Source organism: Paenibacillus piscarius (assembly GCF_022234545.1).
GTDB classification, from domain to species: Bacteria; Bacillota; Bacilli; order Paenibacillales; family Paenibacillaceae; genus Paenibacillus_AQ; species Paenibacillus_AQ piscarius.
This window is the reverse complement of sequence record NZ_JAIEUI010000004.1, coordinates 346,977-360,829: the sequence shown is the minus strand read 5'-3', so window position 1 is coordinate 360,829 and position 13,853 is coordinate 346,977. Positions and strand designations below refer to the sequence as shown.

Annotated in this window: 12 protein-coding genes; 6 read left to right on the top strand and 6 right to left on the bottom strand. The window is 56.1% G+C overall.

The window, feature by feature from the left end:
- Positions 1-23: 23 nt before the first annotated feature.
- Positions 24-1,412: an MATE family efflux transporter gene (locus K1558_RS09840; protein WP_238651377.1), complete on the bottom strand. Its 1,389-nt coding sequence runs from the start codon at positions 1,410-1,412 to the stop codon at positions 24-26.
- 190 nt (positions 1,413-1,602) lie between these two features.
- Between K1558_RS09840 and K1558_RS09835 the strand changes: the two genes are divergently transcribed.
- Both K1558_RS09835 and K1558_RS09830 read left to right on the top strand, forming a co-directional pair.
- Positions 1,603-2,739: an NADH-dependent flavin oxidoreductase gene (locus tag K1558_RS09835; protein ID WP_238651376.1), complete on the top strand. Its 1,137-nt coding sequence runs from the start codon at positions 1,603-1,605 to the stop codon at positions 2,737-2,739.
- A gap of 191 nt (positions 2,740-2,930) precedes the next feature.
- The gene (locus K1558_RS09830) at positions 2,931-3,275 is read left to right on the top strand and encodes a winged helix-turn-helix transcriptional regulator (RefSeq protein ID WP_238651500.1); all 345 of its coding nucleotides are present in this window, start codon (positions 2,931-2,933) and stop codon (positions 3,273-3,275) included.
- 45 nt (positions 3,276-3,320) lie between these two features.
- Here the strand turns inward: K1558_RS09830 and pepT are convergent, their stop codons facing one another.
- The 4 genes from pepT to K1558_RS09810 all read right to left on the bottom strand — a co-directional run bounded on the left by pepT (position 3,321) and on the right by K1558_RS09810 (position 7,787).
- Positions 3,321-4,553, bottom strand: a complete 1,233-nt coding sequence (gene pepT, locus K1558_RS09825) for a peptidase T (protein WP_238651374.1) — start codon at positions 4,551-4,553, stop codon at positions 3,321-3,323.
- Between the two features lie 92 nt (positions 4,554-4,645).
- Positions 4,646-5,320 (bottom strand): sortase, encoded by a 675-nt coding sequence (locus K1558_RS09820; RefSeq protein ID WP_238651372.1) that lies wholly within the window; start codon positions 5,318-5,320, stop codon positions 4,646-4,648.
- A 28-nt stretch (positions 5,321-5,348) separates the two neighbouring features.
- Entirely contained in the window at positions 5,349-6,314 is a 966-nt protein-coding gene (locus tag K1558_RS09815; protein WP_238651371.1) for a hypothetical protein, read from the bottom strand.
- Positions 6,315-6,773: 459 nt separating this feature from the next.
- Complete coding sequence (locus K1558_RS09810; RefSeq protein ID WP_238651370.1) at positions 6,774-7,787, bottom strand: LLM class flavin-dependent oxidoreductase; 1,014 nt, start codon at positions 7,785-7,787, stop codon at positions 6,774-6,776.
- 295 nt (positions 7,788-8,082) lie between these two features.
- Between K1558_RS09810 and K1558_RS09805 the strand changes: the two genes are divergently transcribed.
- From K1558_RS09805 to K1558_RS09790, 4 genes are all read left to right on the top strand, one after another.
- On the top strand, positions 8,083-8,889 hold the full coding sequence (locus tag K1558_RS09805; protein WP_238651369.1) for a DNA-binding protein: 807 nt from the start codon (positions 8,083-8,085) through the stop codon (positions 8,887-8,889).
- A gap of 12 nt (positions 8,890-8,901) precedes the next feature.
- A complete protein-coding gene (locus K1558_RS09800; protein ID WP_238651368.1) occupies positions 8,902-9,045 on the top strand; it encodes a hypothetical protein in 144 nt (47 codons plus the stop codon).
- A gap of 2 nt (positions 9,046-9,047) precedes the next feature.
- On the top strand, positions 9,048-9,266 hold the full coding sequence (locus tag K1558_RS09795) for a hypothetical protein (RefSeq protein WP_238651367.1): 219 nt from the start codon (positions 9,048-9,050) through the stop codon (positions 9,264-9,266).
- 180 nt (positions 9,267-9,446) lie between these two features.
- A complete protein-coding gene (locus tag K1558_RS09790) occupies positions 9,447-12,416 on the top strand; it encodes an ABC transporter substrate binding protein (protein WP_238651366.1) in 2,970 nt (989 codons plus the stop codon).
- Between the two features lie 41 nt (positions 12,417-12,457).
- Here K1558_RS09790 and K1558_RS09785 read toward each other — a convergent pair whose 3' ends face one another.
- Entirely contained in the window at positions 12,458-13,852 is a 1,395-nt protein-coding gene (locus tag K1558_RS09785; RefSeq protein ID WP_238651365.1) for an aldehyde dehydrogenase, read from the bottom strand.
- Position 13,853 lies beyond the last annotated feature (1 nt).

Sequence of the window (13,853 nt, the reverse complement as noted above, 5' to 3'; positions counted from 1 at the left end):
GCTGATGGCCTCCCTTATTGATATTAATGGGCCGGAGCGGCCGGAGCAGCACCCGCCGGCTCGGACGGCTCATGCTGGATCAGGCCATGCTTCTCCCAGGCTCTGCTCTTCCAGCGGAAGTACATAATCACCGCCCGTACCCATTCGTCGAAGGCGGTGGCCAGCCAGACCCCGGCCAGGCCCAGGTCAAGCTTGAACACGAGGAAGTAGCCGAGCGGCAGGCTCATGCATACCATCGAGATCAGGCCCATGTACACCGGGAACCGGGCATCGCCGGACGCGCGCAGCGAGTTGATGATGACCAGGTTGCAGGTCCGGCCGGTCTCCAGGAAGAAGCTGAGCAGGATGACCTGGGCGCCCAGGGCGATGATCGTCTCATTATCCGTGAACAGGCCCAGCAGCGGCTTGCGGAACAGAATAACCAGCGTATCCATAAGAACGGTGACCAGGAGTGCCCACTTCACACTGGTGAAGACCCGCGAGTAAGCCTCCTGCATCCGCCTGGCACCAACGAGATGGCCGACAATGATCGAAGTGCCCATCGCTACCGCTACGCTGAACAGGAAGATGTAGCTGGAGATGTTCACCGCGTACTGGCGGGTGGCCATTGCTTCGGCTCCGAGATAGGTGATATAGAGGGTGAAGACCAGCTGACAGCACTGATAGATCACCGATTCAAAAGCGGACGGAATCCCGATCTTCAGAATCTGCAGCACGTACTTTCGGGAGAGATGGATGTAATAGCTCCATTTGACCTTCACCTCCATAATCCGGTAGAGCATTACGAAGAACATAATAAGCGCGATGGAACGGCTGGTAATGGTTGATATGGCCGCCCCCTCCACTCCAAGTGCAGGCAATCCGAGATGCCCGAAGATCAGCAGATAGTTGCCCCCGATATGGATGATATTCATCAGCAGCGATACCATCATCGACTGCCTGGTGAAGCCGTGGGAGCGGATGGCAGCGGCCAGCGCATTAATCAGTGCCTGCAGGAAGATGGCGCCTCCGACAATATTGATATAAGAGCGGCCGTAGGCGAGAATATCACCTTGTACATTAAGCGCCTGAAGCAGATGGCTTCCGAGCAGCAGCATAACGGTGCTTAGAATCAGGCCTACTGCCAGATTCAAGGTAACCGCATTGCCGATCACCCGGGCCGCTTCCCGGGGCTGCTTGGAGCCGAGATATTGCGATACGACGATGGCTGCACCGTTCCCGATGACACTGAGCGCCAGGATGGCTATGGCAATTATCTGATTGGCCGCCCCGACGCCGGAGACGGCATCATCGGAGACGGAGCTGATCATGAATGTATCCATTGTTCCCATGAGCATGAATAGGAACAGCTCCAGAAAAATTGGCCAGGTCAGCTTCATTAACTTCATTTCTGCGGGCTTGCTTGTATTCATCTTACACCTTCTTGTTATTCAGAATTTTCTACACCAAAGTATGGTAGCACAGCCTCTGTATAATTGCAGCGGCATTTCACAAATGTGCGATTGTCCATCCATTGTAGTATGATAATAGCCGGGAGAGGCCCGGCCTGTATACCGGGTAAATTAGTGATTCTGGATGATATCAATGGAGGGATGGATAACCATGCTAAAGACAGAGTATAGCCCGCTGCTGGAGACGTTCCGCTTCGCGAACGGAGTGGAGCTGAAGAACCGGCTGGTGATGGCGCCGATGACGAATTTCTCCTCCCATGAGGATGGAGCGGTCTCCCGGGAGGAGCTGGATTATTACATCCGCCGCTCCGGGGGAGCGGGGATGGTCATTACCGCATGTGTCTATGTGAACCGCGGCGGCAAAGGCTTCCCGGGTGAATTCGGAGCCGACCATGACGGGCTGCTTCCAAGCCTGCGTGAGCTCGCGGATGCTATCAAGGGGCAAGGTGCGAAGGCCGTCCTGCAGATCTTCCATGGCGGACGTCAATGCCCGCCGGAGCAGCTTACGGACGGCCAGCCGGTCAGCGCAAGCGCGGTGCCGTCCGAGCTGCCGGGCGGAGGAACGGGCCCTGTGCCGCGTCCGCTGACGGACGAAGAAATCACCGGAATCATCGCGGACTTCGGGGAAGCGACCCGCCGGGCCATCGAAGCCGGATTCGACGGCGTGGAGATCCACGGTGCGAACGGCTATCTGGTGCAGCAGTTCTTCTCACCGCACTCGAACCGCCGTGACGACCGCTGGGGCGGGGATCTGGAGAAGCGCCTGGCCTTCCCGCTGGCGGTGCTGCGCAGCGTGAAGGAAGCGGTGAAACAACATGCCCGGGAGGCCTTCATTGTCGGCTACCGCTTCTCGCCTGAAGAGCCGGAGACGCCGGGAATTACGATGAAGGAGACGTTCGCGCTGATTGATGCGCTGACAGCCGAAGGTGTGGACTATCTGCATGCCTCCCTGCGGGAGCTGTGGTCACTGCCGCACCGGGGAACGGAAGACAGCCGTACCCGCATCGAGCAGATTGTGGACCGAGCAGCCGGCAAGGCTCCGGTAATCGGAGTAGGTTCTCTCTACACCGCTGCCGATGCCCTGAAGAGTCTCGACACGGGAATTAGCCTGGTTGCGCTGGGCCGTCCGCTTCTGATCGATCCGGATTGGGTGCAGAAGGTGGCTGAAGGACGGGCCCATGAGATCAAGACGGAGCTGGATACGAAGGCTCAGGCTGAGCTTGTGATCCCGGACCCGCTCTGGAGAGCATTGATTCATACACCGGGCTGGCTGCCGCTGAAGCAGTAAGCTCATTAGACCCCGGAACGCCTGCATTGAAGGCGGTCCGGGGTTTTCGCTATGGGGATCAACGGGGGAATCAATCTGTGATACAATTGTGCTACATTAAGCGACACGCGGAAATGAGGGCTGCGGATATGGATGTCCAGGCGGGAAGCGGAATTCCGGTTGATACAGCAGGGAGCAGGCCAGAGGGAGAGATGAGTTCTCTTCAGCGGACTCTGGAGGTGCTCGGCGGCAAATGGAAGGGCGTGCTTCTCTATCATCTGATCAGCGGGGCCAAACGGTTCAATGAGCTGCGCAGATTATGCCCCGGCATTACCCAGAGGGTGCTGGCCATGCAGCTGCGGGAGCTGGAACGCGACGGACTGATCCACCGGGAGGTGTATCCGCAGATGCCGCAAAAGGTGGAGTATTCGCTGACCGCTTGGGCCCGGGGGCTGGAGCCCGGCATCCTGTGCATCAAGCATTGGGGAGAGGAATACAGGGAGAAGCTCTCCCGGAATGAAGAAGGCGCTTCGGACAGCGCGAAAAACCCCGGGTAAGCGGAGTACGCCGCATCGGGGTTTTCGTGCTGTTCAGGAAGGCACTTAGACACGCTGCTCTGCCAGACGGGTAATCTCTACGATAACCTGTACGGCCTTTTGCATAACGTCCACTGAGATGTATTCGTATTTACCGTGGAAATTCTCGCCCCCGGTGAAGATGTTCGGTGTAGGCAGTCCCATATAGGACAGCTGTGAACCGTCGGTGCCTCCGCGGATCGGGTGGATCAGCGGCGTGATGCCGAGATTCTCCATCGCTTCGCGGGCGATGTCGACGATGTGGCGCACCGGCTCGATTTTCTCGCGCATGTTGTAGTATTGGTCATTCATTTCCAGCACGATGCTGTCCGGACCGTAGGTGGACTTGAATTCTTCGGCAATGGCAGCAATCATGGATTTGCGGTTCTCGAAGCTCTCGCGGTCGAAATCGCGGATGATATAGTGCAGCTTGCTCTCTTCGGCATTGCCCTGCATGGAGATCAGATGGTAGAAGCCCTCGTAGCCGTCTGTGAATTCCGGGGCTTCGCCGGCGGGCAGCCGGAGATGGAAGGCCATCGCGATTTTGGACGAATGGATCATCTTACCCTTGGCCGTACCGGGATGCACGTTGACTCCGCGGAAGGTGATCTTGGCGGCGGCGGCGTTGAAGCTCTCATATTCCAGCTCCCCGAGCGGACCTCCATCCACCGTATAAGCATAGGAAGCGCCGAAGGCGGCAACGTCGAACTTATGCGGGCCGCGTCCGATTTCTTCATCAGGGGTAAAAGCGACCCGGATCTTCCCGTGCCGGATCTCCGGGTGTGCCAGCAGATACGCCATAGCGGTCATGATCTCCGCAATGCCTGCCTTGTTGTCCGCCCCCAGCAGGGTGGTGCCGTCCGTCGTAATCAGGGTATGCCCCTTGTAGCCGCTCAGCTCCGGGAAGCTCTCTGTGGAGAGTACGACGTTCTGCTCCTGGTTCAGCACCAGATTGTTCCCGTCATAGTTCTCAACAATCTGCGGCTTCACATTCGCGCCAGTGAGCTCTGTTGCTGTGTCCAGGTGGGCCAGGAAGCCGATGACGGGAACATCCTTATCTGTGTTAGACGGCAGCGAAGCCATAACATAGCCATGCTCGTCCACTGTAATCTCTGTCAATCCCAGCTCCTGCAGCTCCCCGGCCAGCTTGCGGGCCAGCTCCATCTGTCCGGGGGTGGAAGGGCAGGTCTCGCTGTCCTCATTCGATTGGGTATCCATTTGAGCATACGATACAAACCGTTTAATCAGCTCTTCTCTCACAACCAAGTCATCTCCTCTTCAGCTTGCGTATGTCTATATTATCACGATCTGGACAAGGTCTCATACTGCAGCAGGCGAGAACAGTCTGCTGATTATAAATGACCCGGCTGCGGCTTTCTTGAAGAGACTAGCTTGGCCGAGAGCAGATAGCGGTCCGGCGCCGGGCCGGTGTAAGCGAACGGGTAACAGGTAATTAAGGTAAGGACGGGCTCTCGGGCCGGCTTAATGGCTCCCCTTGTCTCCTTGTCCACGATTCTGCTCCCTGTTACTTCATAGGTAAATACCCCGTCCGCCGTCTCCAGCTCAAGGATGTCGCCGGCCGCAAGTTTGCCAAGGCTGCGGAAGACAGTGTCGCGGTGGCCGGCAAGAACACTGTTGCCCGGGGTGCCCGGGGCTGCGCTGGCGGCATCATGACCCGCGCCCTGCCTCAGCTCAGCGCGGCCGGTTCCCTCCAGAATGGCCATCCGCTGATCCAGCTTCGGGAAATAGAGCTCGCCAATCACCTCGCCCTCCTTGTAAGAAGCCGGGCGGGCTTCCGCCAGGTCTGTCATCTCTGCAGGGCGGCTCGTCATCCCCTCCGGCAGCGGGATCTCCTCTTCGTAGAGCCGGGGTAGGCGGGCTTCCTCCCTCTTTTGGTCCCAGATATGAAGGGCCTGCTGTGCTTCGGCGGGCGCCCGGAGAATCCGGAAGGCGGAGTAGAGCATCACGCACAAAGAGAGCAGGAGGATCAGCTTCGCGGCAACGGATAGACCGGAACGTATCCTCATACTCTCTCCTCCAGACCTGTGCGGAATCTTACTTCTTCTGGCCCAGCCTGCGGATTGCCAGGATACAGATCACGGCTGCGGCCAGGCTGGCCGCCAGCAGATTGTACCAGGGGCTGGCGGTATCAGGCAGTCTGCTGCTGCCGTCCGGTGCGCCGAGCGGCAGCTCCTCATCCGGCAGGCTGGTCTCCCCGCCTGGTGAAGGCGCTGGGGTACTGGCCGGTGTGACGGCTCCGGAGCCCGGCGTGGCGGATGGACCGCTGTTCTCTCCGTCACGGGTTCCTCCCAGCGGGACAGGTGCCTCGCTTACGGTAACTTCATCCTCCTGCGGTAATGATGACGCAGCCGGTGAAGGTGCCGGTGTCAGGCTGGGCGGCGTACTGCTGCCCGGCCCGGAGGTTGCCGCCGGTGTACTGCCCGGGCTGATGCTTGGCCCCGGCGATACTTCGGCCGATGGTCCTGCTGTTGGCTCCGGGGTCGGACCCGTGGTCGGCTGCGGCGTACCGCCCGGTCCGGGGGTCGGCTCAGGCCCGGCGGCCGTTGCCGTGAAATCCAAGGCGATGCTTACCGCCTTCTGTTGGAACTCGTTCCCCGCTTCCGGCGGGAACAGTACCTGCATCTGGACCGTAGCCTCCGCTTCACCTGCAAGCGAGCCGAGGTTTAATGCGCTCGACACTCCGTTCATGCCCCCTGAATAGAGGGTTACTCCCTCTTTTTGCAGGGTCATTTGCAGAATATTGTACAATTCCTCGTCTCCGGCAAGCATCCGTACGGCTACAGAGTAATCAAACGGCTCATTATCGCCATTAATGACCGTGTAATCCGTTGATATCGTATCTCCAGGCTGCATATTGTTCATCGCGGCGCCGGCAGTCTTGTGCGAATTCACGGTGAGCTTAATCGAATCCTCAGCGCTGGCCCCTCCGCTATGCCAGATCACACCTGCCAGCACAACCAGAATGTACGCCCCTATTAGAGCTGTATGCCGCCTCTTCATGCTCCGCCGCCCCTTTCTTCACACAACCCTCCGGCATTTCCCGCCATAATCCGCATGGATTCGAACTTCATTCCCGCAACCTGTCGAAATAAGTGGTTCTATGGAGAACCACCAATAATTAAGGTGATAGTTCCGAACAGGACGAGTAATAGGGGGATCTGCTGCTATCGTTCGTTATAACGAATAATACTCAGTATAAACAAAAAATCAGCGAATTGAAAACATGAAATTTAATTATGGTTAGGCGAAAATGAGGTTTACATCAATCAAATAATTAAATTTCGTTGATTTATTCGGTATAGCTCTCTTTTTCTCTTAATTTTATTGTTTTATGTATTTTATTGAGAACAAATCAATCTTGGAGAGGGAACCGGCATAGCAAACAGCCCATTGGACTGCTTCTGCGGGGTTTCTCCGCAGGCAGTTCAATGGGCCACAGGTTCCTTGCCGCTGTAATTGTTAATTCTCCTTCAACAGATCGGCAACAAGCTTATAGGAGTGCAGGCGGGCGGAATGGTCATACACCTGAGAAGCGATAATCCATTCATCGGCATCCGTCTCTTCCAGAATCTGCAGCAGCCGCTCCTTGATCAGAGGCGGATCCCCGGCGATGGAATATTGCTGTTTGCTCATCAGCAGTGCCTTCTCCTGGGACGTCCAGATGCCGTCCAGACTGGCGACCGGCGGCTGAAGCTTACCGGTCCGGCCGCGGATAATGTTCAGGAATTGCAGCTGCTGGGAGGTGGCCAGCCTGCGTGCCTGCTCCGCCGTATCCGCCGCTGTAATGCCGAGGCCGACCATGACATGCGGCTTATCAAGCACCGCCGACGGCCGGAAGCTGGTGCGGTACAGATGCAGCGCGGGCAGCAGATAATCCGGTGCGAAGTGGCTGGCAAAAGCAAACGGCAAGCCAAGCTGGCCCGCGAGCTGTGCGCTGAAGCCGCTGGAGCCAAGCAGCCAGATCGGAATGTTCAGCCCTTCGCCGGGGAAGGCACGCACACCGGGAGGCCGTGAGCCTGCCCCGTCCGGATCGAAATAGGCCCGCAGCTCGGCAAGCTGCTCAGGGAATTCGCTGCCGTCGCTGCCCAAGCCGCGGCGCAGTGCTCTTGCTGCCGCCTGATCGGAGCCGGGTGCCCGGCCCAGGCCGAGATCTATCCGGCCGGGGTACAAGGATTCCAGTGTGCCGAATTGCTCGGCAATGACCAGCGGAGCGTGGTTGGAGAGCATGATGCCTCCTGAGCCTACGCGGATACTGCTGGTTCCGGCCGCCACATGGCCAATAACTACTGAGGTGGCCGAGCTGGCAATGCCGGGCATATTATGATGCTCCGCCAGCCAGTACCGGTGATAGCCCCATTCCTCGGCATGACGCGCCAGATCAAGAGTGTTATGGAAAGAATCCGCCGCTGTTCCACCCTCCCGGATGGGGGCCAGATCCAGCACAGAGTATGGTATATCCTGCAGTTTTTTCACATGAATTCCTCCTGTATCAAAATGTCTTGCCTATCTGTAAGCAGTATTTGCAGCAGTGTATAAGGTGATCCCGCAATTATACCATGAATAATTATAATTTACACACTTTAAGTAAGCGGTGCGAAAAGGGAAGGTGAGCTATATGGCGTGAACTAAAAGGTGTATCTTTGGATGCCTTACAAAAATTACGTAAAAACGTGACTTTAGTCACTTCCTTGCGCAATATTAATCGTGAATAATGATTGCAAAGATGCTCTTTTATTTGGAATTCATGGAATATGGAGGGATCGGCATTTTGTATTTGGATCTTGACGGGATTAACGCAGATTCACTGGTTCAGATGTTAAAGGCGTCTTTTACCCTGGACAATTGGGAGGGGATGCTGCAGATTGCGGACAGGCTCTATAGTGAGATCAATCATCTGTACAACCAGGAACAGCAAGAGGATCAAGAGCGCCAGGCAGAGAGAAAGGTTGGTCTGAAGCGCAGTATCGTCTATTATTTCGGCTACAGTATGTGTCTGAAAGGGATAGCGCTTGAACGGCTGGGCCGGCTGGATGAGGCGAGGGAGTGCATCGCGAAGTATGAGGACCTAGGCTGGATTAACGGACTGGACACGGAGGGCCGGGCTGAGGTTGAATACTATCGCGAAATCGCCCGTGCTAACTGGTATATTATCGAGCTGCACGTAGGGAATACAGCTGTTCTCCCGGATTACTTGGCCTACCTACGCAGTGACAGGGAGGAGGTCCTGCCGGGAGTGTTGTACATTCTGGATTCAGCGATCCGGCACGGAACGAATATCGATTATGTTCTCGATGAATTCAGTGAGCAGATCAGGGCTATGGGCGAATATTATGAGACGCACAGGAATATCCGGTATTACATCGACTATATGTATATGACTGCAAGGTACTACGCCCTCCAGGGCAGAACATCTGAGGCTGTTCATAAGCTCCTACACGCTTTGGAAACCTCGGTTAAGCTGAAGGATGATACGGGATTCAGAAAGTCAGTGGCCCTTTTTGAGAAGCTCCGGAATCAGACAACCTCCGACCAACTGGATAAGTATCTCCGCTTAATGAATCAAATACTAGACTAGGGAGGAATTAGTATGAAAAAGAGATGTGCACTTATTCTGCTTGTCATTTCGCTATTGGGAATCAATGCAGCCATTGCCAGTGCGGACAGCGGAACCGCTGTTTCCGTCAAGGGAGGCGGTGTATTTGTACCGCTGGGACACGGAGTAGACCACTAACAATGGAACTCATGCCAGCCTGGAAGCGTTGGGGTTATGAAGAGGGTATTGCGGAGGGTATTGAGAAAGGTATTGAAAAAGGTATTGAAAAAGGTAAAGCGGAAGGCAAAGAAGAAGGCCAGGCGGAGACGATCCGTAAACTTCTGCTTCATGGATTTTCTCCCGAGGCGGTATCCAAAGCCGTGGAACTGCCGCTTGATGAGATTAAGAAGCTGATGTGAATGTGAATACAGACCCGGGCGGATGTTGCTCTGGGTCTTTTTTTATGTTCCGGGGCTTCCCCTAATCAAGACGCCTCCTGTCGCTATTTGTTGTTTCTAAAAACACCGTTTCCCCCTATAATTGGTATCAAAGCAAGTCCTCAGAAACTGACTTCGGGACAGATGAACGGGAGTGTGCGAATGAGTGTAGATCAAATTCATCTCAGGTTGTTAAGAAGCTTGCTCTTGCCTCTGTTTGTCTTGCTGTGCACGACCGGTACTGTGACTGCCGCTAATGCAGCAGCTGCTGACGGGGAGCCGCCTGCCCGCAATGTGCTGGTGCTGCACTCCTATCAGAAGGGCTTCGCCTGGACGGATGAGCAGAGTGCCGGAATCGAAGAAGGTCTGAAGAACATTCCCGATGCACCAGTGATCTACACGGAATACATGGACTGGAAGCGGTATCCCTCTCAGGAGAACCTCGAACATTTCTACGAAACGATCAGATTCAAGTATCAGAAGGTCCCGATCAGCGCCGTTCTTACGACCGATGATGCGGCTTTAACCTTCGCAATGAAATACCGCCATGAGCTTCTGAACGATGCCCCTATCATCTTCAGCGGAGTGAATGAACGGGGGGTTGCCAGTCTCCCGGACCTTAATCATATCACCGGAGTGATCGAGAAGATTGATGCGGCTCCGACCATCCGCCTGGCACTGGAGATCAATCCTTCCATTACAAAAGTCTATGTGCTCTATGACCAGTCGGAGAGCGGGAGGTCCACCGGCGCTATGGTCAAGGAACAGATTGAAGCTATGCATCAAGGGCTGGAGATCATCCCTATGGACCGCTTGTCCCTTGAGCAGATCACAGCCACGGTATCAGCGCTCCCCACGGACAGTATTGTGCTGATGACTACATACTATAGTGATGCCACCGGAAGAATTGTCGAATTCGACAAGTTCGCCAGCGGGCTCGCCCGGAGCAGCAGTGTTCCGGTGTACCATATCTATGACTTTGGACTGAATCACGGCGCCTTCGGGGGCAGTCTGATCAGCGGCAGAATTCAGGGGCAGACTGCAGCCTCTCTGGCCCAACGTGTGCTCCAGGGGGAGGACGCGGGGAAGCTCCCGGTGGTGACAGACCGCACTGTGCGCAATGTCTTTGATTATAACGAGCTGAAGCGGTTCAAGATCGCGCCGGACATGCTGCCGGAGGGGAGTGAGATCATCAACCGGCCGTTTTCCTTTTATCAGACGTACAAGGTGCTGGTGCTGAGCGTTGTGGCTGCTTTTATTATGCTGGTCGCCTTCATCCTTGTATTGCTATTCTACGTGCAGCTGGTTAAGCGGATCAGAAGCAATCTGGAAAAAAGCAACGAGCGCTTCAGTCTTGCGACCTACGGCTCGGATGCTGTGATCTGGGATGTGGACATGACGACGATGCTCTACTATTTCTCGGACAGCTGGTACGAGCTGCTGGGATATGAGCGGGGAGAGATCAATGAGAGCCGCGGCGGCTGGCGGGAGCTCGTCCACCCGGAGGATGCCGGGGAGGAGAACCGGCTGCGTACAGAGCACCTGGAGGGGCGGTCTTCCTACTATTATGCGGAATACCGGATGCGGTGCAAGTCGGGGGAATATAAGTGGTTTCAGGCCCGGGGTAAAGTGCTGCGCAGCGCCAGCGGCGGATACATCCGGTTCGCCGGGTCCATGGTCGATGTGACCGACCGCAAAGGGGTTGAGAGCAAGCTGCAGATGAGCTACCAGGAGCTGGAATCTACCTATGAAGAGCTGACTGCGCTGCAGGATGAGCTGCTGGAGCAGTATAACAAGGTAGTGGAGAATCAGGCGCTGCTCCAGGTGAGTGAAGAGAAGTACCGGCTGCTGGCATACAATGATGTGCTCAGCGGCCTGCCGAACCGGCTGTCGCTGTCCGAGGCGCTGAAGCAATTCATCGAACAACATACGGACGGACATGCGGCACTCTTCTTCCTTGATATTGATAATTTCAAATACATTAATGACACCATGGGCCACACGTTCGGCGATGAGCTGCTGGTGAAGGTGGGGGAGCGGCTGCTCAGCCGCTCGGACGGTCGCAGCAGGCATTTCCGCTTCGGCGGTGACGAGTTCGTGATTCTGTTCGAGGATGCGGGCGGTACGGATGAGGTGATCCGCTATGCGGAGGCGCTGGTTCAGGGCTTCAAGGAGCCCTTCCAGCTGAACGCGAGCGTGGTGCATATCTCGGCCAGTATCGGCATTGCGGAGTACCCGGAGAACGGGGGGGATGCCGAGGAGCTGCTGAAGAATGCCGATATTGCCATGTACAAGGCGAAGCAGGCGGGCAAGGGCGGCTATGTGATCTATGGACAAGAGATGCAGCGGCATTTTGACGAGCGGATGATTATTGAGAAGCACCTGAGAAGCGCCATCTCCAATAATGAGCTGTCCTTGCATTATCAGCCGCTGGTGGGTACCAGCTCGGGAGAAATCTGGGGGTTCGAAGCGCTGATCCGCTGGAACAGTCCGGTGCTGGGCTTCGTATCGCCGTTATCCTTCATCCGGATTGCCGAGGATTGCCAGCTGATTGTTCCTATCGGGGAGTGGGTGCTGCGCTCTGCCTGCCGCTTCACCCGGGGGCTGCACAATCAGGGGTACGAGGGCTATCATATCTCGGTCAATATCTCGGTGATTCAGCTGATGCAGGAGGACTTCACAGACATGGTGCTTACGGTGCTGCATGATACCGGGCTTGCGCCGGAATACCTGGAGCTGGAGATTACGGAATCGATCTTCATGGGCTCCTTCGAGGCAATTAGCTCCAAGCTGGAGGCGCTGAAAAGAATGGGCATCGGCATTGCGCTGGATGACTTCGGAACCGGGTACTCCTCACTCAGCTACCTGAAGCAGCTGCCGATCACGACGCTGAAGATCGACAAATCGTTCATCGACAATATTGACACTCCGGACCACAGGTCGCTGGCCAACTCCATTGTGACCATCGGCCACGATATGGGGCTCAATGTGACTGCTGAGGGCGTGGAGACGCCGGAGCAGCTTGCTTTTCTGGAGCGGACCCGTTGTGACAAAATCCAGGGTTACTATATCAGCAAGCCGATTCCCGAGATCGAGGTGGCAGGCTGGGTGGCGGAGCGCAGAGCAGGCTGAGAAGGGCAGCGCACCCTTCAGGCCTGCTTCACCTGGCGGCGTTATTTCAGCAGCTTGCGCGCCAGCTTGACCTTATTGCCGTATGGCGGGTAGACAATCCCGGTATCGAATTTTGTGCTTCGTTTAACAACGCTTTTGCGATGGGAGAAAAGATCGAAGCTATGCTTGCCGTGATAGCTGCCGATCCCGGAGTTCCCGACCCCGCCGAAGGGCAGGCGGGTGCTGGCGACATGGGAGATCGTATCGTTGATGCAGCCGCCCCCGAAGGGGACCTTGCTCAATACCTGCTGCTCCACCTGCTTATCTGCGGTGAACAGATACAAGGCGAGCGGTTTGGGACGGGCGTTAATGCTCCCGATGGCATCCTCCAGCCGGTCGTACTCCATAATAGGCAGGACTGGCCCGAAGATCTCATCCTCCATCGACGCATCGCTCCAGTCCGCCGGATAGATCAGGGATGGCTCGATGTACAGCTCCTCCGGCACGACGCTCCCGCCGAGAATCAGCTTCCCGCGGTCCCGCGCCAGCATATCCTCGATCCGCCGCAGCTGGCGTTCATTCACGATCCGTCCATAATCTGCGCTGAGCCGGGCATCAGCCCCATAGAAGCGGATAATGCAGCTCTTCATCCGCTCAATCAGCTCCGCCGCCACTCCGCTGTGAACCAGCAGATAGTCCGGTGCGATGCAGGTCTGCCCGGCATTAATCAGCTTACCCCATACAATCCGTTTCGCTGCTGTCTCCAGGTCGGCGGTCCGGTCAACAATGACCGGGCTTTTGCCGCCCAGCTCCAGGGTGACCGGAACCAGATTCTTCGCGGCCGCTTCCATCACCAGTCTGCCAACCGGCACACTCCCGGTGAAGAAAATATAGTCGAACGCGGCATGAATCAAGAGGCTTGTCGTTTCCTTCTCGCCTTCCACCACGCGGATATATCCCGGGTCGAAGGTCTCCCGGACCATCTCCCTGATGACAGCGGAGGTAGCCGGTGTGCTCTCCGAGGGCTTCAGGACCGCACAGTTACCGGCAGCCATGGCCCCGATCAGCGGTTCAATTAACAGCTGGAAGGGATAGTTGAACGGTCCGATAATGAGTACGGTGCCGTAGGGCTCGGACAGAATGCTGCTTCTGGCGGGAAACAGATGCAGCGGTGAACCGACCTTCACCGGCTTCATCCAGCGCCGCAGATGCTTCATCATATAGCCGATACTGTCCAGTGTGAAGCCGATCTCTGTGGCATAAGCCTCGAATTCGCTCTTATGCAGATCTTGACTTAATGCCTTAATAATCTTGGCTTCATTGTGCTTGATTGCTGTCTTCAGCTTCTGCAGCTGCTCCAGCCGGAAGCGAAGTGTTCTCGTGATATCGGTGTTGAAATAATGTCTATGCTCAGCCAGCAAATGGCTCAATTGTTCGTCTGTGAGTGGTAGTGTCATG

Coding starts and splice junctions, on each gene's coding strand:
- K1558_RS09840 (WP_238651377.1), bottom strand. CDS start 1,412: ATGAATACAAGCAAGCCCGCAGAAATGAAGTTAATGAAGCTGACCTGG.
- K1558_RS09835 (WP_238651376.1), top strand. CDS start 1,603: ATGCTAAAGACAGAGTATAGCCCGCTGCTGGAGACGTTCCGCTTCGCG.
- K1558_RS09830 (WP_238651500.1), top strand. CDS start 2,931: ATGAGTTCTCTTCAGCGGACTCTGGAGGTGCTCGGCGGCAAATGGAAG.
- K1558_RS09820 (WP_238651372.1), bottom strand. CDS start 5,320: ATGAGGATACGTTCCGGTCTATCCGTTGCCGCGAAGCTGATCCTCCTG.
- K1558_RS09815 (WP_238651371.1), bottom strand. CDS start 6,314: ATGAAGAGGCGGCATACAGCTCTAATAGGGGCGTACATTCTGGTTGTG.
- K1558_RS09800 (WP_238651368.1), top strand. CDS start 8,902: ATGAAAAAGAGATGTGCACTTATTCTGCTTGTCATTTCGCTATTGGGA.
- K1558_RS09795 (WP_238651367.1), top strand. CDS start 9,048: ATGGAACTCATGCCAGCCTGGAAGCGTTGGGGTTATGAAGAGGGTATT.
- K1558_RS09790 (WP_238651366.1), top strand. CDS start 9,447: ATGAGTGTAGATCAAATTCATCTCAGGTTGTTAAGAAGCTTGCTCTTG.
- K1558_RS09785 (WP_238651365.1), bottom strand. CDS start 13,852: ATGACACTACCACTCACAGACGAACAATTGAGCCATTTGCTGGCTGAG.